This is a genomic window from Streptomyces sp. NPDC107581 (assembly GCF_055657175.1).
Genome location: NZ_JBVKBH010000004.1, coordinates 269,599 through 290,971 on the forward strand (window position 1 = coordinate 269,599; position 21,373 = coordinate 290,971).

The window sequence follows — 21,373 nt, forward strand, 5'->3', positions numbered from 1 at the left end:
TGACCTCATGAGTTCGCAGCAGAGCACCCAGACGATGAAGCCCGCGACCGCGGCGAAGAAGCTGGGTGTGTACCTCCCCGCCACCCCCGCCGAGTTCCAGGAGGGCGTGGTCTCGCGCGCCGAGCTGAACGAACTGCAGGCCGATCCGCCCCAGTGGCTGCGCGAGCTGCGGCAGAACGGCCCGCACCCGCGCCCGGTGGTCGCCGCGAAGCTCGGTGTGTCGATCGCCGGCCTCGCGCGCGGCGGGATCACCGAGCCGCTGACCACCGAACAGGTCGAGGCGCTCAAGCAGGAGCAGCCCGAGTGGCTGGAGAAGGAGCGCGCCACCCAGGCGGAGGTCCGCAAGGAAGCGGTGCGGATCAAGAAGCTGCACCAGGAGCGGCAGGAGAGGGACGGCGCCGAGGGGCGCTGACGCCCATCCGCTCCACCGGTTCACCCGTCCGCCTCGGCGGCTCGCCCGGCCGCTTCCCCGGTCCAGCCGTCCGCCTCGGCGGCTCGGCCGACCGTTTCGCCGGTCCAGCCGTCCGATGCGGCGGTTCACCGCGCCCCTTCGCCGGTCCAGCCGTCCGATGCGGCAGTTCGCCCGGCCCCTTCGCCGGTCCGGCTGTCCATTTCGCCGGTTCGGCCGTTCCGCTTCGCTGATTCAGCCGTCCGATGCGGCGGTCAAGCCGTCCGATGCGGCCTGCCGGCCGTCGTCCGATGCAGCGGTGGAACCGTTCCGCTTCCGCCCCCGCTCGTCCGCAATCCACCGTGGCCGGTTCCGTCCGGAGGCGCGCGCCACGGGCGGCGGACGGCGTTGTCAGTGGCCTCCCCTAGAGTTCCCGTCACTTGATCACTGCGGTGCGGGGAGGCACGTATGGGGTGGGTGTCGGCCGGCGACTACCAGGTCGCGCTCGACGGCGGAAAGGTGGTCTGCCGCAACGCGGCCGGGCGGCGGCTGAAGTCCGTGCCCGCGAAGCTCACCGACGATCCGGCGGTCGTGGGCCTCAGGCAGCTCGCCGAGTGGCTGGAGCGGCACGAGCGGCGGTGCCTGGCCGACGTGGAGCGGTGGATGGTCCGCTCGCTGCCGGTGCCGCTCGCCGTCGTCACCCGCGTGTGGCCGGACCCCGCCTGGCAGGCCGCCCTGCGCGACCTCGTCGTCACCGGTGCCGACGGACGGGTCGCCGGCTTCCTGCGGGACGCCGGCCCCGAGCGCGGCCTCGGCCTGGTGGACCTCGACGGCGACACCGTCCGCACCGCTCCCGACCTCGTCCGCATCCCGCACCCGGTGCTCCTCGACGACCTTGAGGACCTGCGGGAGTTCGCCGTCGAGCTGGGCGTCGAGCAGCGCGCCCAGCAGCTCTTCCGCGAGGTCTGGCACCGCCCGGCCGCCCTCGACGCGGAGGCCACTCAGGTGGAGGAGTACGCGGGCGGCACGTACAAGGAACTGCGCTTCCTGCACGGCAGGGTCGTCCAGCTCGGCTACCGCGTGCGCGGCGGACACGCGGTGTGCTCCGTCCTGGAGGACGGCCGCACCGTCGAGGCCCGCGTCTGGGTCGGCGACTACGACGGCTGGGACGAGGCCGAGACCGGCGCGCTCGTGTGGGCCGACCCCGCGGGTCGCGCGCTGAAGCTCGGTCAGGTGGGGCCGGTGGCCTGGTCCGAGGGCATGCGCATGGCGGCCGCGCTGTACGCCGGACGGGACATCCAGGACGAGGAGCAGGCGGCATGACAGCCATCACCGGGTACGACGAGACCACCGCGGCCGCTCTGCTGGACGCCGGCGCCGTGCTGCCGCCGGGCAGCACCGCGCGCGAGGACGCCGACAGCCTCACCGTCCGCACCTACACCCATCCCGCCCTGGACGACCGGCCTGTGATCCGCCTGGTGCCGGGCACCCTCGGCCAGGCCGAGGACCTGGCGCTGGAGTTCCTGGGCCTCGCCCGCAGGCCGGAGGCGCCCGACGTCGGACAGGTACGCAAGGAGACCCTGGGCTTCCCGGCCTGGGCGCTGGTCAACGACCCGGCGAACGGGCACCACGCGCTCGCCCTCGTCAAGGACGTCGAACGGCTCGCCGGTCAGGCCAAGTCCCGGCCGGGCACGGCCAAGGAGGGCTTCGAGGCGCTCGGCGAACGGCTCGACCGGGCCGTGCCGCACTTCCTGCCGACCTTCTACGAGCAGGCCGCGCGGGTCTTCCTGCAGCACGAGAACACCACGTACGCCGCCGCCTTCTTCGGCAAGGCCCGGGAGGCCGAGCGGGTGCACGCGCTCGCCGTGGACGAGGAGCGGCAGCGGGCGGTGTTCCTGGAGTTCGCCTTCGCCGGAGCGCTGACCGTCAAGGCCCTGAAGGAGCACGTGAAGGACCTCGCCCGACGGCTCGACCCGGCCGCCGCGTGGGCGCAGTTCCGGCAGCTGACGGTGGAGCGCTGTGCGGCCGGAATGCCGCCGTACGCCTCGCTGCCGCAGGACGCGCGAGGGCTGATCAAGGCGGCGGGCCTGGACCGGAGCACCGAGGAATGCGCCCTGGTCGCCGATCTGATCGCCTCCCCCGCCGCCGTCCGGGCACCCGCGTCCTTCTGGAACGCCTACCGCACGGTGCTGCCCGTCCTCGCGGAGCGCCGGCCCGCCGTGCGCGCCCGCCTGCTGGAGATCATGCCGGCCGGGCTCGGCCGGGAGGTCGAGGACGACGAGTTCTGGCTGGCGCTGCTCGCGCAGTGCGGTGCCGAGCGGTTGCTGACCGACGCCGAGGCGGCCGAGGAGCACGACGTCGACCCCGCCGGCTGGCTGAGCCGCTGGGCCGCCTTCCGCAAGCACGGCGGGTCCTGGTCGCGGCGCTCACCGGCCACGCTGGCGCTCGTCGAGCGCATGGCCGGTCCGCTGCGGGCCGCCGGCCGGGCCGTGGACCTGTTCACCGGCCGCTGGCACGCCGGAGCCGACCTCGACCTGCTCGACCTGTGCGCGGCCGAGGGCATCCCGCTCACGGTGCCCGGCACCGAGGTGAAGGTGTTCCTGCCGCTCGCAGACTGGCTGAGGGACCCCCGGACCGGCCGCCGGGACCTGGCGGCCGTCGCGGCCGACCCGCGCCTGCGACGCCTGCTGCACGAGGCCGTCGACGCGGTCGGCACGGACAGGAGCGGCCCCGAACTGCTGAAGACCGTCGCCGCCCACCCCGTGCTCTCGGTCGTGCTGCGCGCGTGGCTGGACGAGGCCGCAGCGGACTTCACGCGCGCGAGGGGCCTGCCCGGTGCCCGCGCCGCCGTGAACCGGCTGCGCCCGTTCCGGTCGATCGCCTCCGAGGTCAACCCGGACGCCGTCGCCCGAGTGGCCGGACATTCGATGGCGCCGCTGCTCGGCCGTACCGTGCGCGCCGGAATCCTGGACGAGCTGGGCTGGCCCGCGCTCGACGAGGCGCTGGAGCTGCTCGACGCCGAGACCCGGAAGGGCGAGGACGACGCCCTGTCGGTCCACGAGGCCTGGCCCGCGCTGATCCTGGCCCGCCGGCACAAGGCCGTCGTGGTCGGACCGGACCGAGTGCTCCTCGACCACGACCTGCGCCTGCCCCAGGACTTGGACCGCTGGCAGCGTCCCCGGTTCCGCTACGCGGACGGCGAGCTGCTGGTGATGTGGCGGCAGGGCAGCAAGCAGCACGGCTACTGGTCGGCCCGCCCCGCCGACGTGTTCGAACTCGGCGGGGAGCAGCTCCCCTCGTACTGGTCCGGGAACGAGGGCGACGCCGCCTCGATCCCGCTGCCCGGTGGCGGCCGCGCCACCGGCGGCCGCACCCTGCACGCCGGGGACACGGTGCTGCCGCCCAGCCGTGCCGTGATCGGCGACGGCACCACACTGTGGCGCCAGGGCCGGCAGGGCCGGGAGACGGTGTGGCTGGAGTACGACCCGGCCACCGGCACGCACGGCCGCGCCTCGCTGCCCGCGCTGCTGCGCTCCGGCATCCGCGAGGACGCCTCGCTGCAGCCCGGCCGGTGCGAGGTGCTCCCCCTGCAACCGGGGCTCGAACACAGCCCGTTCGGCACCGACGGCACGGTGCTGGGCCGCTGGGTGCGCCTGGAGGGCCGGGGCGAGGAGGCACGCAGGACCGCGGGGACACCGGACGGGCGCACGGTCTCCATGCCGGCCTCGGACGACCGGGCGGACGCGGTGCCGCTCGGGGCGCTGCGGCTGCCCGGGGGCGCCGAGCCGGTCGCCGCTCAGATACACCGTCGGGTGGGTCTGTTCGACGCCGAGGACACCTCCCGGGACGGCGAGCTGGGCTCGGTGGCGCCGGGCGACCGGGGCAGCGAGTACGCCGCCGGGACACGGCTGATACCGCCCCTGCCGTTCTGGCACGCGCTGCGTCCCCGCGACGAGCAGGGCTCGGCCGTGCTGCGCGCCCTGTCCGAGGAGCAGGCGGCCGAGCTGCTGCGGGTCACGGCGCTGGCGCTGACCGGACGCCGGCAGGCGCTGGCCGACGCCGGATCGGACGAGGCCGCCCAGGCCGCCGTGCCGTCCGCCGACCATGTCGCCCTGGGAGCGGTCGCCATGACCCTGCCGGACTGCGCCGACGGGCGGCTGCTGACCGGTCTCGCCTCCCTGGTCCGCGTGGCGCTGCGCATCGCCGAATCGGCCACCGCCTTCGCGACCCCGCCCGAGGAGCGGCCGCGCGGGCCGCGCAGCGGTATCGAGGAGATGTTCGCCGATCACAGCCCCCGGCTCGGCGACGACCGCACCCTGTACGACGCCCTCTCCGGTGTCATCGGCCTGCACGGCTGGAGGCAGGGAGAGCAGTGGAGCGTGCTGCGCCAGATCCGGGCCGTGAACCACGTGCTGTCCGGCAGGCACGCCGAGGGCAAGCGACTGCCCGGCGGGGAACCGCTCGCCGCCCTCGCCGACGGGTGGCTCAGCGACGAGCACACCGTCCCCGCGATCGGCAGGGTGTGGCCGCCCGTGCTGGGCGTCCTGCAGGCGCTCGCTGTCCGGGCCGCCTCGCCCACGCTGACCGGGGACCAGCGGGAACCGCTGCTCCTGCTGCTCGAAGCGGTCGCGCAAGGGCCGCTCCTCGCGGCCGACGGCGTGCTCCGGGAGATCGTTCTCGGGGAGCCGCACGACAAGCAGATGCGGGCCGGACAGGTGCTGCGCCGCAACGGCCGTACGGTGGTGATCCTCGGCTGCCAGAACATCGACGGCGATCGGGACCGGGTGAACTGGCTGGCGCTGGACCACGACCCCTCCGGCACGTTCGGTGCGATCGCCCACTTCACGCTGGAGCGCGAGGTCCGGCACTCCCCGGCCGTGTCCGCCGAGGACCTCGCCACCCTCACCCGGCTGGTCCGGGACAAGGGCGCCGCCCCCTGGCGTCCCGAGCTGCCGGAGGCGCTGGTGGCGGCGACCCACGGCGGACTCGGTCCGCTCCAGGCCACGGCGCTGCTGGCCGGCCTGCCGCACGACCCCGGTGCCGAAGCGCTGGCCACCATCGGACTCAAGCCCCGCCAGCGCGAGTTCGGGATCGCCCGGGTGAACGCCCTGGGTCCCCAGGAGCGCAACGCCCTCCTGGGTGCCCTGCTGCCCGCGGACCCCGCCGATCTCTGGGTGTCGGGTCCCGACATCCAGGCCCTGGGCCGGATGTGGACCGAGCGCTTCGGCTCGCTCGTCCGCGTGCCGGAGGACCTCGCCGCCGACCTGGCCGGGACGGGCGCCGGACACGCGGAGCAGGTGCTCAACCCGACCCGCACCCCGTGGCTGACCGGCACCACGGTCCTGCGGCCCGACAAGGACGGCACCCTGGCCTGGGCGGACCCCCAAGCGGTGCCCGGCCGCAACGATCTGACGTACGCCGTGGACGCCCTGGCCGCGCTGGCCTACGTGCTGCCCTACGGCCACCCGCTGCGCGCGTCCCTGCCCGAGGGGCTCGCCGCGCTGCGCCGCCGCCTGGGCGATCCGGAGCTGCTGCTCGACCTGGACGTCGAGTGGACGGAGAAGGGCGGCTCGACTGCCGTCGAACTGCGCAAGGCCTACGGCCTCCCGGCGACCGGGGGCGCCGACGCACAGGGGCTCACCCGGGTCGGCGAGGCGATCGTGCTGCGCCCCTGGTACCGGGACACGGAGACCGTCCTGGTCCGCTCCGCCGCGCTCGGCGGCCCCGACGACGCCGTGTTCGGGCTGCTGGAAGGCCTCGTCGGCGGCGCACGCGCCCGTGGTGTGCGGACGCTGCGCACGCTCCTCGGCGAGGGGCTGGCCCGGGCCGTCGAGGCCGGCCTGGGCACCGGGGAGCCCTCGGGGTACGCGCAGGACCCGACCGTCAGCGCTCCCGCCCTGGTCGCCGAGGTCGCCGCGGCGCACGGCCTGGGCGAGGACGCGGCGGCCCTCTACCTCCAGTTGCTGGCGCTGCCCGATCCGACGGACCGCAACTGCGCGCGCTGGACCGGCTGGAAACCCGCCCGGATGAAGAAGGCCAGGGCGGAGCTGGCAGCGACGGAGCAGGTCGTCGAGGCCAAGCGGTCGCGCGCCGGGCGCACCCTGTTCCTGCCCTGCGGCTGGCGCGAGTTGAAGTCGCCGGCGCTGCCGGTGGAGACCTGGAAGGAGGGTCTGTACCCGGTCTTCGGCCATCAGCGCGCCCTGCCGCTGGTCGCGGTTCCGGAGCTGTTCGCGCGCGCCTGGGACCGCGTCCGCGCCGGGAACGCCCCGGCGTACGAGGAGCTGACCACGCGGGCGAACCGCAGGGGGCGGCGCCGATGACCCGCCGCACCCCGCCCCCCACCCGCACCACCCCGAAGGGCACCAGCCGATGACCACAGTCCTCGTTCCCGACGCGACCCGGCAGATCGTTCCGCCCGAGGACCGCTACGCCACCGAACTCGCCTTCCTCGCCGCGTACGACGCCGGGCCGCGCCCGCCCGCGTGGCGGCTCACGCCGCGGGCCGTCGTCACGTTCGTCATGGGCAGCGGCGGGCAGGCGCTGCGGTTGCCCGAGGACGCCGAGGTGCCCGGCACGGTGCCGCGGCGCCTGGTGGTGGAGGGCAAGTTCGTCGGTGACCGGGCGCTGGTGGAGCGGTGCGTCGTGACGCTCGCAGGTGAGCGGGGCCTGCTGCTCGTCGGCGAGCCCGGCACCGCCAAGTCCCTGCTGTCCGAGCTGTTGTCGGCCGCCGTGTGCGGGACCAGCGGTCTGGTCGTGCAGGGCACGGCCGGTACGACCGAGGACCAGCTCAAGTACGGCTGGAACTACGCCCTGTTGCTCGCGCAGGGGCCCAGCCGGCAGGCGCTGGTGCCGTCCCCGGTGCTGACCGCGATGACCCGGGGTGCGATCGCCCGGGTCGAGGAGGTCACCCGCTGCCTGCCCGAGGTGCAGGACTCCCTGGTGTCGCTGCTGTCGGAGCGGCGCATCGCCGTACCCGAACTGGCGGGCGGCGAGGACGCGCTGGCGCACGCGGCGCCCGGGTTCAGCCTCATCGCCACCGCCAACCTGCGTGACAAGGGTGTCTCGGAGATGTCCGCCGCGCTCAAGCGCCGCTTCAACTTCGAGACGGTCGGCCCGATTGCGGACCTCGATGCCGAGATCGCGCTGGTGCGCAGCCAGGCCAGGGCGTCGGTGGAGCGGGCCGGGGCACCCTTCCGGGTGGACGACGCCGTGCTGGAGGCTCTGGTCACCGCGTTCCGGGACCTGCGCGAGGGACGGTCGGCGGAGGGCTGGGAGGTGGAGCGGCCGTCCACGGTGATGAGCACCGCGGAGGCCGTGTCCGTCGCCGGCGCACTGGGTCTGGCCGCGGCGTACTTCCCCGGTGACCGCGATGTCCTCGGCCTGCTCCCGGGCCACCTCCTGGGTGTGGTGCGCAAGGACGACCCGGCCGACGCGGCCCGGCTGCGCGGCTACTGGGACGGTCCCGTCCGGCGCCGCGCCGAGCAGGGCTCCGCCACCTGGCGGACCCTGTGGGACCTGCGCACGGTCCTGGAGGGCTGACGGCCGTGCCCCACGCTTCTCCCGAGGCGGCCGTCCTGGCCCTCACCGACCCGGCGGCGCCCTGTTTCATCGGTGTACGGCACCATGCGCCGTCCCTGGCCGCGGCCGTACCGGCGCTGCTGGACGCGGCGAAGCCGGATGTCCTGCTGGTCGAGCTGCCCGCCGAACTGCAGGACTGGCTGCCCTGGCTCGCCCACGAGGAGACCCGGGCGCCGGTCGCCCTGGCCGCCGCACCCGGCGACGGGGGCGGCGGCCCGGCCTTCTACCCCTTCGCGGACTTCTCCCCGGAACTGGTGGCGGTGCGGTGGGCGGCACAGCACGGCGTTCCGGTCATCGCCTGCGACCTGCCGCTCGCGGACCGGGCGTGGCGGACGCAGCCGCCGACCGGTGCGCCCGGCACCGGTTCGGAACACGGACGCCCACCGGAGCCGGGCAGCGGCCCCGGCGGGACGCCAGACGGCCCCGCCGCAACGGAAAGCAGCCCCGCCGGAACGGAAAGCAGCCCCGCCGAGACGGAAAGCGGCCCCGGCGGGATGGCAGGCGGCTCCGGCGGGACGGAAAGCGGCTCCGGCGGGACGGCAGAGGGCCCCGGCGTCGGCGGCCTCACCGCCGCGCTCCGCTCCCGCCTCACCGGACGCCCCGGTGACGACCTCTGGGACCGGCTGGTCGAGGCCACCGCCCCGGGCTCACCGCCGGAGGCCCTGCGGCGGGCCGCGCTGCTCACCGGGTGGGCACTGCGCGAGGAGGCGGCGGCTTCGGGCGGTGTGCCCGAGCTGGACCTGCGGCGGGAGCAGTGGATGCGGTCGTGCCTGGCCGCGGCCACGGCGAACGGCGAGCGTGCCGCCGTGGTGGTGGGTGCCTTCCACGCCCCGGCGCTGCTGCCCTCCACCGACAGCCGGGACGACCGGCCCAACCCGGCACCGCTCACACTCACCGACAACCAGCTCGACCGGCCCACTTCTCCACCGCTCACACCCGCCAAAAACGGCCGGCCGACCTCAGCACCGCTCACACCCACCGACAACCACAACGGCCAGACCGCCCCACCACCACTCACACCCACCGACAACCACAACGACCGGACCGCCCCACCACCACTCACACCCACCGACAACCAGAACGACCGGACCGCCCCCGCGGCCTCGGCGTGGGCCACCTCCCTCATCCCCTACACGTACGCCTTGCTCGACGAGCGCTCCGGATACCCCGCCGGTATCCGGGACCCCGAGTGGCAGCACAGGGTGCTGGAGGCCGCCGGTGCCCCGGCTGCTCTGGAGGAGGCGCTGACCGGGGCGGCCGTACGGGTGTGTGCCGAACTGCGGGCGCTCGGGCACCCGTCCGGGCCCGCCGACGCGCGGGAGATCGTACGGCTCGCGGGTGACCTGGCCCGGCTCCGGGGACTGCCGGCGGCGGGCCGGGGCGAATTGGCCGAGGCCGTGCAGACGGTGCTCGCGCAGGGCGAGCCGTACGGGCGGGGGCGGGCCGTCGCACGGGCGATGGAGAAGGTGCTCGTCGGCAGCCGCGCCGGCCGTCCGGCACCGCAGGCGCCCCGCAGCGGGCTCGCACCGGCGGTCGAGGCCGAGATCGCCGCGCTGGGCCTTCCCGGCCCGGCGGACTCCGGCCCGGGCACCGCCCGCGACCTGCGCCTCGACCCGCTGCGCTCCGATCTGGACCGCCGCCGCGAACTCCTGCTGCACCGCCTGACGGTGTGCGGGGTGCCGTACGCGGAGCCGAAACAGGTCGCGGGCGCGGGCGGCGCCGAGGCGCTGACCTCCCGCTGGGAGGTGCGCTGGACGCCCGCCACGGCGGCCATGCTGACCGCCGCCGGGATCCGCGGGGTGACCCCCGCCCAGGCCGTCGAGGGCCTGCTGCGCGAGCGCCGGCGCAGGGAGCGGGACGAGGGCGGGCCCACCCCGGCGCAGGTCCTGCCCGGCCTGGAGCAGGCGGCCCGGTGCGGGCTCGGCGGTCTCACGGACGAGCGGCTGGCGGACGTCGCCGACGTGCTGCCGAACGCCGGGACCCTCCCCGAACTGCTCGCCGGTCTGGCCCTGATGGACCGGCTGCGCGCCGGACACATCGCGGGCCTTCCGGCGGACGGGGACCGTACGGAGCGTGCGGCGGCCGTGGCCGAGCTGCTCACCGCCGCCGCCGTGCGTCAGGTCGACGGTCTCACCGGTTCCGAGGATCCCGCCGACGCCCATGCCCTGCTGGAACTGGCCCACCGGGCCGACCTGCTGGGGGGAATACGGCTCACCGACGCGCTCGCCCGGCTGGCCGCCGGCGGTTCCCCGTTGATGCGCGGCGCGGCCGGAGCCGTCCGCGTGCTGCTCGGGCACGAGGATCCGCGCGGCTTCGGCGACCGGGTGGCGTCCTGGGTCGACGGGGCCGGTGACCCCGAGTCCCGCTCGGCGCTCTCCGCACGGCTCAGCGGGCTGCTCACGGCGGCGGGGCAGTTGCTCGAGTCGGCGGCGCCCGCGCTGGAACCGCTGCTGGGCCGGGTCTCACAGCTGTCCGACCGGGACTTCCTGGACCGGCTGCCCGCACTGAGGGGCGGCTTCGACACGCTCAGCCCGGCCGCGCGCGACCGGCTCCTGTCCACCGTCGAGGAACGCCTGGGCGAGCGGCACCTGGCCGACACCGGCGCCGTCGATCCGCTCGCGCTGGCCACCTGGACCCGGGCCGACCTCGCGGCCCGCGAGGCCCTGGAAGCCTGGGGACTGCTTCCGCCGCCCCGGCTGCCTCAGGCGTCCCCTGCCGGCTCCGACGGCCCCGGCGACCCCGCCTCCGGCGGTGACCACCGGCTCGCCCCGGCCGATCGCTGGCGTCTCGTCCTGGGCCGCAGCACCGACCGGCTCCCCTCGTCCGCCCGCGCCTTGGCGACGGCGTTGGACGAGCTGTACGGCAGCGGACGCGGCGAGGGCTCCCGGGGCGACCTCACCCGTGGTGGGCCCGGCGGACGGGAGGCGCCGTATCCCGGCGTACGGGAGTGGTCCGAGGAGCTGGCGGCACTGTTCGGGCCGGGCATCCGGGAGGAGGTGCTGGCCGCGGCCGCAGCGGCGGGACGGCCGGAGGCGTTCGCGGAACTCGACCCGGATTCCGTCCGCCCCTCCGTCGATCTGCTGCGTTCGGTGCTCCGGCACGCGGGCGGGCTGCCGGAGGCACGGCTGGCCGCACTGCGCCCCCTGGTCCGGCGCCTGGTCGACGCGCTGACCCGGCAGCTTGCCACCCGGCTGCGCCCTGCCCTGCACGGCGCCGCGCTGCCCCGCCCCAGCCGGCGCCCGGGCGGCGGCCTCGACCTGTCCCGCACGCTGCGGGCCAACCTGGCCACTGCGCGCCGCGCCCCGGACGGCACGGTCCAGGTCATTCCCGAACGTCCCGTCTTCCGCACCCGGGCGCGAAAGGCCGCCGACTGGCGGCTGATCCTGGTCACCGACGTGTCGGGGTCCATGGAGGCGTCCACCGTCTGGGCGGCGATCACGGCCTCCGTGCTGGCCGGGGTGCCCACCCTGTCCACCCACTTCCTGGCCTTCTCCACCGAGGTCATCGACCTGACGGACCATGTCGAGGATCCGCTGTCGCTGCTGCTGGAGGTCAGCGTGGGCGGCGGCACCCACATCGCGGCCGGACTGCGCCACGCACGGGACCTGGTCACCGTGCCCTCGCGTTCGCTCGTCGTGGTGGTCAGCGACTTCGAGGAGGGCTACCCGCTCGGCGGACTGCTCGCCGAGGTCCGCGCACTGGTCGGGGCCGGCTGCCAGGTCCTCGGCTGCGCAAGCCTGGACGACTCAGGCCGCCCTCGGTACTCCACCGGGATCGCGAGTCAGTTGGTCGCCGCCGGGATGCCGGTCGCCGCCCTCAGTCCGCTCGAACTCGCCCGCTGGGTAGGGGAGAAGATCGCATGAGCGAGGATCGCATGAGCCCTGGTCTGCCCCCGGTCGCCCCGGCCGTGACCGCCGAACTCGTCGCCGCCCTCTCGCCCCGGCTGCGCAAGCGGCTCGACGCGGGCATCGCCAAGCTGGCGGACCGCCCGGCCGTGCGCGACGGCGACACCGTGCGCATCGCCGTCGACGACAGCACCGACGTCGAACTGCACGCCCCCGGCGGCACGGTGACCGGCGCGGACGCCGTCCGCTGCGGCTGTCTGCTGGCCCCGGACTGTCTGCACCGCGCCGCGGCGGCCTCGGCGGCACCGATCGCGGAACCGGACACGGAACCGGACGCGGAGCTGATCACGGAACCGGACACAGCCACCCGCTCCGAACAGGCGCCCACCGGTGCGGGTGCGGCCGCGGCTCCGGCTCCCGCTCCGACTGCGGCTGCGGCTGCGGCTGCGGCTGCGGCTGCGGAGAAGGGTGCGCAGGCCCAGCCGGACCAGGAGCCGCCCGAGCGGGCCACCCCCGAGCAGCGCGCCGCCGCCCATGCCCTGCACACGGCCGCGACCGCCGTGCTCGAGGCCGGTACGGACGGTTCCGGGGCGGTGCTCCAGGCGGAACTGCTGCGCGCCGCGCACACGGCGCGGCTCGCGGGGCTCCCCCGGGCCGCCGCCACGGCCGTCTCCGTGGTCACGGCGGTACGCGCGGCCCGCTCGGCCGACCCGGCCCACCGCCTCGCCGACCTCGTCGGCGCGCTCCGCGACGCCCTGTCGGCGGCCCACCGCGTCCCGCGCGCCGAAGGCCGCGAACTGACCGAGCTGCGCGGCACGGTGCGGCAGCCGTACCGCCCGGACGGCTCGCTGCGGCTGTACGGCCTCTTCTCCGAGCCGGTGCTCACGGCGAGCGGCTACGCGGGCGCCGTCACCTGGACCGCCGATGCCGAGGGCCGGCTGTACCAGGTGTCGGACGTGGCTCCGGGCGGTGCGGGGCGGGCCGTGGGCGCGGCCGACCGGGCCGTCCGCGTCGGGGACACGGCGCTGACCCACCGCGAACTGTCCCGGGCCGGGCTCGCGGTGTCGGGGGCCACGGTCTCCCCGGCGGGCCGGCTCGGCGCGGGCGCGGGCGTACGGGCGGTCCGCGCGTCCGGTGCCGAGTGGCGGGCGGAGCCCCTGGACCGGCTCTGGGCGGTACCGGCCGCCGAACAGGTGGCCCGCACCCTGGCCGGAGGGACCGACCTGCTCTTCCTGGAGGTCACCCTCGCCGGAACGGTCCGTGAGGTGGCGGGCGACTGCCTCCTCGCACACTGCGACGGCATCCCCCTGCGGCTCTCGGCCGCTCACGACCACCCGGCGCTCCCCCACCGCGACAACCTCCGTCTGCTGGCCGCGGCCAGGGACAGCAGGCTCCGGATCGTCGCCCGGCTCACTCCGGCCCCGCACCCCCGTGCCCTGCTGCTGGCGACCGAGCACCCCACCGTCCCCGGCACCCGGCTCGACGCGGGTCTGGACCGGCTGCTCCACGCCGACCTGCCCGCGCCCGCCTCCGCCGCACCCACCGGCCCGGCGCCCGCGGCCGTCGCGCCCCCGCCCGAGGAGGCCCCCGTGCACCTGCTGCGCCGCCGGGTGCAGCAGGCGGCCTCGGGCGGTCGGCTCGTGCTGTCCTTCCCCGGGAGCACGGCCGCCGACGTCCGGCGGTTGAGCAGCCACGGTCTCGCGACGGCGGGCGACCTGCTGGACGAACTGCATTCGGCTGCGGCGGAGCGCTCACGCGATGTCTTCGGCCGGCTGCTCCCGGCGGACGCGGACCGGTTCGCCCGGGCCTGGCTGGCGGCGGCCCGCTACACCGACGAGGTGGACCGCGCGCTGTGCGCCGCGGCCTGGGGCGCCTGAGGCGTTCGGGGCGGCGGCCCTGACGGGCGGCCCGCCCGCTCCGGCGCGACACCGCCGGGCGGACTTCCCGCCCTCCGGCGCAGCACCGGCGGGCGGACTCCCCGTCCGGCGCGACGCCGGCGTGCGGGCTTCCCGCGAAAGGGGCAATCCCGAAGGGCGTCGGCCGCGTACCCATGAAGAGAGCCGCAACCCGGGGTACGACACCCGGGGGTACGCCCCGGTCGCGCCGCCCGCGACCGGGGCGCTGCTCTCATGCGGCCGCGGCTGCCTCTTGCGACTGCGGCTGGTCCTCTCGTGGCGCTGTGAGGTGCGCGAGAGGAGGGAAGGCAGGTGCATCCATCATGCGAGCACAACGTGCGACGCGTCTCGCCGCGGTGTCCGCGGTCGGCGTTCTGCTGGCCGGCGGCGCAGCGATCGGCGCGGCGGGCCCGGCCTCGGCAGCGGCCCCCGCCGTGCACACCCGCGTGACCACGGGCGGGTGCGGCGACCGGGGCGACCGGGGCGGAGGCTGCTTCGACCACGGATTCGGTTTCAACCATGGATTCGGTTTCAACCACGGGTTCCGCTTCAATCACGGATTCGGCTTCAATCACGGGTTCCGTTTCGACCACGGATTCCGTTTCGACCACCACGGCTTCTTCTTCAACCCTGGAGGTGCAGTGATCATCATCGGCTAGCACGCCGCCGAGCGGGGCGTCGAAGGAGCGGGGCCGTCGTCGCGTGCCCCGGATCTCGTCGTCACCTGCCCCAGATCCTCCGGTACGCCTCCCGGTAGCCCGACGGGTCCCAGGCCGTGGCACCGTCGGCGTTGTCGGCCGTGGTGATGTGGACCGGGGCCACATAGCCGCTGGCGGGGCGGCCGGAGAAGGCGCGGTTGAACTCGTCCACGGTCTGCCAGCCCTGCAGGGACAGCGGCTCGGGCACGGTGGCCGCCTGGTACTGCTCGTTGCCGATGCGCTCGAAGGCGGACGGGTCGCCGTCCCCGGCGCCGATGTTGAGGGGCGGCCCGGCGCCCTTCCTGTCCGCGGCACGGAAGGCCGGGGCGGCATCGGCGAAGTACAGGTCGTTGATGGCGACCGAATACGTCCACCGGTCGGGGAAGCGGGAGAGGAGTGAGGAGACCTCCTGCGGAGTGCGGCTGCTGGCGTCCGGGATCGGGATGTTCTCGTACGCCAGCAGCTTCACGCCTTGGCAGGTGGCGAGTTCCTTCCTGATCAGTTCGGACTTGTGCTGGGCGAAGGGGATCGAGGCATCGGTGAAGAGCACGACCCCGGCTCTGCCGTTCGAGCGCGCGATGACCCATTGCGCGCTGGCTCCCGCGACGTCCTCCACCTTCGTGGTGATGTTGGTGAAGAGCGGGGGCCGTCGGCTGGGGCCGGGGGACGCGACCGCGTGCCAGCCGACGAGCGGGATGCGTGCCGCCTCGGCCCGTGCCACCTGCTGGGACGTCGCGTCGGGGTCGAAGCCGCCGATGACGATGCCCGAGGGTCTGAGGGCCACGGCCTCGCTCATCGCCGCCTGGATGCCTGCGGGGGTGCCGCCGCCGTCGATCACCCGGACCTTCCAGCCGATGACGCCCGCGGCTTGCCGCACAGCGCCGGCGACGCCCGCGACTCCGGGATTGGTCATGGTCTGGGCGACGTAGACGATGGTCTTGCCGGTCACTGCCACGGGGCCGCTGGCCGGGCCGTTCCACGGGATGTCGGTCCGCTCCGCCCGGTCGACGGCGGCCCGGGCCCTGGCGTGAGCCCCGGGGCAGCCGCTCGGCCCCGAGGGGGTGGGCGCCGGACCGTTCGACGAGCCGCGTTCACAGCCCGCCAGGACGGTGGCCACGACCAGCAGGGCGGCGGCGCACCGGGGCTTGAGGACGCCGGGGGCGGCCTTGCGGTGGTGGTGCACGGATGCTCCTCGCTGGGGGACGGGCGGGAGGATGCGCCCTGGGCGCGGAGATGGGGCGCGCGGCGTGGGTCAAGGAGTGCTGCCCGCCGCGCCGTCGTCCGGGGCGGTCGGCGGCCGGGGTGCGTCGGCGGGTGCGTCGCGGGCCGCGACGGCACCGGTGCGCAGTCGACGGCGGGCGGAGTAGCCGGCCAGGCCGACGGCGAGGAGCAGGGTGCCCCCGTAGAACAGCGGGACCGTCCAGAAGTCCGCGCCCAGCTGCGCGATCCCGGTGAGGCCGACGGCGAGGACGGCGACGGCTACGAGGGTGCCCATGGCGTTGGGCCGGCCGGGTCTGATCGCGGTGGAGCCGAGGAGGGCGCCGGCGAAGGCGGGCAGCAGGTAGTCGAGGCCGACACTCGGGTTGCCGATCTGCTGCTGGGCGGCGAGCAGCACTCCGGCGAAACCGACGATCAGCCCCGATGCGGCGAAGGCGTGGACGGTGTATCTGCGGGTCGGGATGCCGACGAGGCCGGCGGCGCGCGGGTTCGACCCGATGACGTAGAGGTACCGGCCGAGCGGGAGCCGTTCCAGGAGCAGCCAGAGGGCGACCGCGAGGGCGACCACGTAGAAGGCGGGGACCGGAAGGCCCAGGAACGTGGAGTCGTACAGGTCGGTGAAGGCGGCGGGGAGGCCGTGCGGACCGGGGACGATCCGGCCGCCGCCGGTGATCCAGCCGGTCACGGCGTACATCATGGTGCCGGTCCCGAGCGTGGCGATGAAGGAGTCGATCCGCCCGAACTCGACGATCACACCGTTGAGCACGCCCACGACGGCCCCTCCGGCGATCACGGAGAGACAGGCCAACGGCCAGGGCCACCCGTCGGTGACGAGGAGGTGCATCACCATGACGTGCGCCAGACCGAGGCCGTAGCCGATGGAGAGGTCGAACGCGCCGGTCACGATGGGGACCATGGCCGCGAGTGCGAGGACGGCCGGGATCGACTGGGTGGACAGGACCGAGTCGAGGGTGTCCAGGGTGGGAAAGGTGCGCGGCAGGGTGACGGAGAAGACGAGGAAGAGCAGGACCGTGAGGGCCAGGAGGCCGTAGGCGCCGATGAGGTGCCCGGCCCGGCCGCCCCTTCGGCCGAGTCGGCTCAGCGGGCCCCGGCGCGGCGGGCGCGGCCGGGGCGGGGGCGGGGAGGGCGCGGCCGTCACGGGTTCGTCGCGGTTCCGGAGGCAGGCACGGCCGAAGCCGCCCGGGTGAGCGCCGCGGCCGTGAGATGCGGACCGCTCAGCTCGGCGGTCACGGTTCCGCGGACGAAGACCAGGGCGCGCCGGCACACGTCCGCGACCTCCTCGAAGTCGGTGGAGATGAGCAGGACCGCGAGGCCGGCGGTCAGTGCCCGGTCGAGGAGGCGGTGGATCGCGGCCTTGGCGCCGACGTCCACGCTCGCCGTCGGTTCCTCGAGGATCAGCAGGCGCAGGCCCACTCGGAGCCACCGGCCGATCATGACCTTCTGCTGGTTTCCGCCGGACAGGGTGGCGATGGGGGCCTCGCTGTCGCGGGGACGTACCGAGAACCGTTCGATCAGGGTGGCGGCCTCGGCGCGTTCCCGGCGGGGAGCGATCCAGCGCAGTGCCGGCAGGCCCCCCGCGCGGGGGTTGGCCAGGAGGTTCTCCCGGACGGTCAGCCCGGCCAGGCAGCCTTCCAGCTGTCGGTCGCCGGGCACGAGGGCGACGCCGAGCCGGACGGCGTCGGCGACCGTACGGGGCCTGTAGGGGCGGCCGCCGAGGAGGACCCGCCCGCCGAGGAGGGGCCGGGAACCCGCGAGGACTCGTCCCAGGTCCATGTGTCCGGCACCCGAGAGGCCGACCAGCCCCACCGCTTCGCCGGCCCGAAGCTCCAGGCCGACCGGTCCCGCGGCGGCGGTCCGTACCCCGTCGAGGGCCAGGACGACCGGACCGCCGGACGGGGTGGCGGCGGGGCGGTGGCCGGCCGGTTCCGCGCCGATGATGTCGTGGACCAGACGGGCCGGGCTGTGGCCGGCCAGCGGGCCCTGGCTGACCAGGCGGCCGTCACGCAGGACGGCGAAGGTGTCGGCGACCTCGTACACCTCGTCCAGGCGGTGGCTGACGTAGAGGATGCCGTGCCCGCGGTCGCGCAGGTCGTGCAGGACGCGGAACAGCCGGGCGCAGTCGGCGGCGGGGAGACGGGCGGTCGGCTCGTCGAGGACGATGAGCCGGGCCCGCGACGCGAGGGCCCGGGCGATGCCGACCAGGGACCGCTCGGCGGGTGCGAGGTCTGAGACCGGTGCGTCGGGATCGAGATCGGCTGCGACGAGCCGCAGCGCCCCGGCGCAGCGCTCCCGGGTGCGCCGCCAGGAGATCAGTCCGGCGCGACGCTGGTATCCGGTGCCCAGCGCGATGTTCTCGGCGGCCGTCATCCATTCCACCAGCCCGAGATCCTGGTGGATGAAGGACATGCTGCGGGAAGCGGCATGGCTGCCGAGCGGGTGGCCGTCCACCGTGATCCGCCCCGAGTCGGCGTGGTGGACGCCGCCGAGCACCTTGATGAGGGTGGACTTTCCGGCTCCGTTGGGGCCGAGGAGGGCGAGGACGCTGCCGGCGTGGACATCGAGGTCGACCCCGGCGAGCGCGAGGGTCCCGCCGAACCGCTTGCCGAGCCCGCGGATACGGACGAGAGGTTCCGTCGCGCAGGGCGGCAGGGCCTCGGCAGAGGTGTCGTGAGCGTCGTGCACGGACATCTCCGGGGGGTCGGACCGGCGAAGTTCTTCCCGACTGGTACCAGCGATAGTAACGGCCGATATCACAGCATTTCAGACACCCTGCCGTGCGCTGTGGCTCCAACGGGTCAGCGCACCGCTTCAGACGCCGGCCGGCTCGTCAGACGCCGGCCAGCTCGCACTCGGCCCAGATGACCTTGCCCTGCGGGTTGTAGCGGGTGCCCCAGCTCTGCGACAGCTGCGCGACGAGGAACAGGCCGCGTCCGCCCTCGTCGGTGGTGGCCGCCCGGCGCAGGTGGGGGGCGGTGTTGCTGGTGTCGGCGACCTCGCAGATCAGGGTGCGGTCATGGAGGAGCCGTACCCGGATGGGTCCCGCGCCGTGCCGGATGGCGTTGGTGACCAGTTCGCTGAGCATCAGTTCCGCGGCGAACGCGGCCTCGTCGAGTCCCCAGTCGGCCAGCTGCCGCAGGGCCGCGGCGCGCACCTCGCTGACCAGGGCGGGGTCGGCGGGCAGGTCCCAGGTGGCGATCCGCCCGGGGTCGAGGGCGTGGGTGCGGGCGACGAGCAGGGCGATGTCGTCACGGGGGTGGGCGGGTGCCACGGTGTCCAGTACCGCCTGGCAGGTCTCCTCGGGTGCGCGCTCCGGGTGGGCCAGGGCGCCGCGCAGCTGGTCGAGGACCAGGTCGACGTCGCGGTGCCGGTCCTCGATGAGTCCGTCGGTGTAGAGGACCAGCTGGCTGCCCTGGGGGAGGTCGATCTCGGCGGATTCGAACGGCAGACCTCCGAGGCCGAGAGGGGGTCCCGCGGGCAGGTCGGGGAACGACACGGTGCCGTCGGGGCCCACCAGTGCGGGCGGGGGGTGACCCGCACGGGCCATGGTGCACCGCTGCGTGGTCGGGTCGTAGACGGCGTACAGGCAGGTCGCGCCGACGACGCCGGCGCCGTCGGCCGCGGACTCCTCCCGGTCCAGGCGTCCCACGACGTTGTCGAGCTGGATGAGGACCTCGTCGGGGGGAAAGTCGAGTTCGGCGAAGCTGCGTGCGGCGGTGCGCAGCCGGCCCATGGTCGCGGCGGAGAGCATGCCGTGGCCCACGACATCGCCGACGAAGAGGCCGACGCGGGTGCCGGACAGGGGGATGACGTCGTACCAGTCCCCGCCGACGTCGGACTCGGCGGGCAGGTAGCGGTGCGCGACCTCCACGGCCGCCTGGTCCGGCAGGCCTTGCGGGAGCAGGCTGCGCTGCAGGGCCAGGACCATGGCGCGTTCGCGGGTGTAGCGCCGCGCGTTGTCGATGGACAGTGCGGCGCGGGCGGCGAGTTCCTGGGCCAGCGAGCGGTCGTCGTCCCCGAACGGGGCGGGATTCTGCGTCTGCGCACGGTAGAAGGCGACGACGCCCAGCACGACGCCCCGGGCGACGAGGGGCACCGCGATGAGGGAGTGGACGTGGCTCAGCAGCTGCTCGGTCTGCTCGGGCTCGTGCGCGAGCCAGCCCGCGGCGAGCTTCAGGTCCGGCTCCAGCACCGCCTGTCCGCTGGTCAGACACCGCAGGTGGGGCACGGTCGGGCCGTAGTCCATCCGGGTGCCGACCGGTATGAAGGGGCAGTCGTCGCGGATGCCGTGGACCACCGCACGGCGCAGATCTCCGCGGGGATCGGTGGACTCCTCGCCGTGCAGTACGGCCTCGGGCAGGTCGATGGTGACGAAGTCGGCCAGGCGCGGCACCGCCGTCTCGGCGAGCTCCTGGGCGGTGCGGCGCACATCCAGGGTGGTGCCTATGCGGGCGCTGGCCTCCGACAGCAGCTCCAGACGCCGGCGCGCGGCCAGGGCGTACGTCCCCACGTGCGGCTCCCCCACCATCACGAGCCCTCTCGCGGGGGGCGGGGAGTCGAGGTGGTCGTCCGTCGTGCCGTCGACTCCGGCGGCCATGGCATGCCCGCCGTCCGTGGCTGTCCGGCCGGCTGCCGTGCCGGGAAGGTGCCCGGACATCGGGAGGTGGCGGAGATGCCCGGGCACGGCGACGCCGGACGCGGACCAGAGGGAGGCCTGGACCAGGGCGGGCTCGACGGCAGGGCCCGGCGACCGGTCGACGTGGTGCGCGACGGCGACGGGCTCGCGCGGTGCGGGGCCGTGCAGAACGGCCTCGATGACGACGCCCTCCACTCCGGAGGCACTCGTCATCGGGCGGCTCACCAGTGTGACCCGGCGGCCGGTGGGCAGGGACACGTCGACCGCGGCCCGCTGTGCGCGGGAGATCAGCTCGGCGGCCCTCTCCATGAGGATCGCCCGGTCATGGGGATGCAGCTCAAGAGCCAGTTCGTCCATGCCGACGCTGCGGTGAGGCGTTGCAGGCGCGCCGGTGGCCAGGTACGCCCACAGCAGTGCGCGCTCGCGTGCGGAACTCTGCCCCAGAAGCCGTCGCTCAATGGCCCTGGCCGCCTTGCGGATCACGGTGGCCAGCGCCGGATCGTCGGCACTGCGCGGATAGCCGATGCACAGGACGCCCTCGAGACGGCCGCTGAGCGGGTCGCGAACGGGAATGGCCCGGCAGGCGCTGCCCTGGGAGCGCTCGGCGAAGTGTTCGGCACCATAGACCCGGATGAGCTTGCGCTCCGCCAGCGCGAGGCCGATGCCGTTGGTGCCGGCGACCTGCTCGGCGAACACGAACCCCGGGACGCTCTGGATCGCCGGGAGGCTTCTGGCCAGCGACGCCTGTCCGAAACGGCGCAGCAGAACCGTCCCGCTCGCGTCGGCGACGCTGATGTTCATCGCGCTGCCGGCGAACCTGGACTGCAGCCGGTCGAGCACCGGCACGGCCGCGCGGATGATCCGCTCGTCCGGGTCGACGTCCTCCCGGAAGGGGAGGTCGACCTGGTCCGGCGACAGCCCGAGCGACCTGCAGCGCTGCCAGGAACTCAGGATCGGCGTCCGTACGCCCGCCTCGACCGGCTCGCCCTGGAGAAACCGCTCACGAAAGCCAGCGGGTCCCCTGCCGCCTGCCGTTGCACGCCCCGCCGGTATCGGTTCCCCGCCGGACCGGATCACGCTCCGCCTCGCTTCCACCG

Annotated in this window: 11 protein-coding genes; 7 read left to right on the forward strand and 4 right to left on the reverse strand. The window is 75.0% G+C overall.

The features are described from left to right. Positions 1 to 7 precede the first annotated feature (7 nt). The 7 genes from ACZ7P3_RS11245 to ACZ7P3_RS11275 all read left to right on the forward strand — a co-directional run bounded on the left by ACZ7P3_RS11245 (position 8) and on the right by ACZ7P3_RS11275 (position 14,365). Positions 8 to 412 (forward strand): DUF5997 family protein, encoded by a 405-nt coding sequence (locus tag ACZ7P3_RS11245; protein ID WP_472080641.1) that lies wholly within the window; start codon positions 8 to 10, stop codon positions 410 to 412. 444 nt (positions 413 to 856) lie between these two features. Next, a complete protein-coding gene (locus ACZ7P3_RS11250) occupies positions 857 to 1,711 on the forward strand; it encodes a DUF4132 domain-containing protein (RefSeq protein ID WP_472080642.1) in 855 nt (284 codons plus the stop codon). Then, positions 1,708 to 6,708, forward strand: a complete 5,001-nt coding sequence (locus ACZ7P3_RS11255) for a hypothetical protein (RefSeq protein WP_472080643.1) — start codon at positions 1,708 to 1,710, stop codon at positions 6,706 to 6,708. The genes ACZ7P3_RS11250 and ACZ7P3_RS11255 overlap by 4 nt, the downstream gene beginning before the upstream one ends. Positions 6,709 to 6,757: 49 nt before the next feature. Further along, a complete protein-coding gene (locus tag ACZ7P3_RS11260; protein ID WP_472080644.1) occupies positions 6,758 to 7,927 on the forward strand; it encodes an ATP-binding protein in 1,170 nt (389 codons plus the stop codon). 5 nt (positions 7,928 to 7,932) lie between these two features. Continuing rightward, the gene (locus ACZ7P3_RS11265; protein ID WP_472080645.1) at positions 7,933 to 11,829 is read left to right on the forward strand and encodes a vWA domain-containing protein; all 3,897 of its coding nucleotides are present in this window, start codon (positions 7,933 to 7,935) and stop codon (positions 11,827 to 11,829) included. 11 nt (positions 11,830 to 11,840) lie between these two features. Beyond that, positions 11,841 to 13,688: a hypothetical protein gene (locus ACZ7P3_RS11270; protein WP_472081051.1), complete on the forward strand. Its 1,848-nt coding sequence runs from the start codon at positions 11,841 to 11,843 to the stop codon at positions 13,686 to 13,688. A 341-nt stretch (positions 13,689 to 14,029) separates the two neighbouring features. Further along, positions 14,030 to 14,365: a hypothetical protein gene (locus ACZ7P3_RS11275; RefSeq protein ID WP_472080646.1), complete on the forward strand. Its 336-nt coding sequence runs from the start codon at positions 14,030 to 14,032 to the stop codon at positions 14,363 to 14,365. Positions 14,366 to 14,426: 61 nt separating this feature from the next. On the opposite strand, the gene ACZ7P3_RS11280 is transcribed toward ACZ7P3_RS11275, so the two are convergent. The 4 genes from ACZ7P3_RS11280 to ACZ7P3_RS11295 form a co-directional block, all read right to left on the reverse strand. Beyond that, positions 14,427 to 15,587, reverse strand: a complete 1,161-nt coding sequence (locus ACZ7P3_RS11280) for a substrate-binding domain-containing protein (protein ID WP_472080647.1) — start codon at positions 15,585 to 15,587, stop codon at positions 14,427 to 14,429. A 69-nt stretch (positions 15,588 to 15,656) separates the two neighbouring features. Then, the gene (locus ACZ7P3_RS11285; protein WP_472080648.1) at positions 15,657 to 16,781 is read right to left on the reverse strand and encodes an ABC transporter permease; all 1,125 of its coding nucleotides are present in this window, start codon (positions 16,779 to 16,781) and stop codon (positions 15,657 to 15,659) included. After that, positions 16,778 to 18,325 (reverse strand): sugar ABC transporter ATP-binding protein, encoded by a 1,548-nt coding sequence (locus ACZ7P3_RS11290; RefSeq protein ID WP_472080649.1) that lies wholly within the window; start codon positions 18,323 to 18,325, stop codon positions 16,778 to 16,780. The genes ACZ7P3_RS11285 and ACZ7P3_RS11290 overlap by 4 nt, the downstream gene beginning before the upstream one ends. A gap of 145 nt (positions 18,326 to 18,470) precedes the next feature. Then, positions 18,471 to 21,353 carry a SpoIIE family protein phosphatase gene (locus ACZ7P3_RS11295; RefSeq protein WP_472081052.1) on the reverse strand — a complete coding sequence of 961 codons (2,883 nt, stop codon included), beginning with the start codon at positions 21,351 to 21,353 and terminating at the stop codon, positions 18,471 to 18,473. Positions 21,354 to 21,373 lie beyond the last annotated feature (20 nt).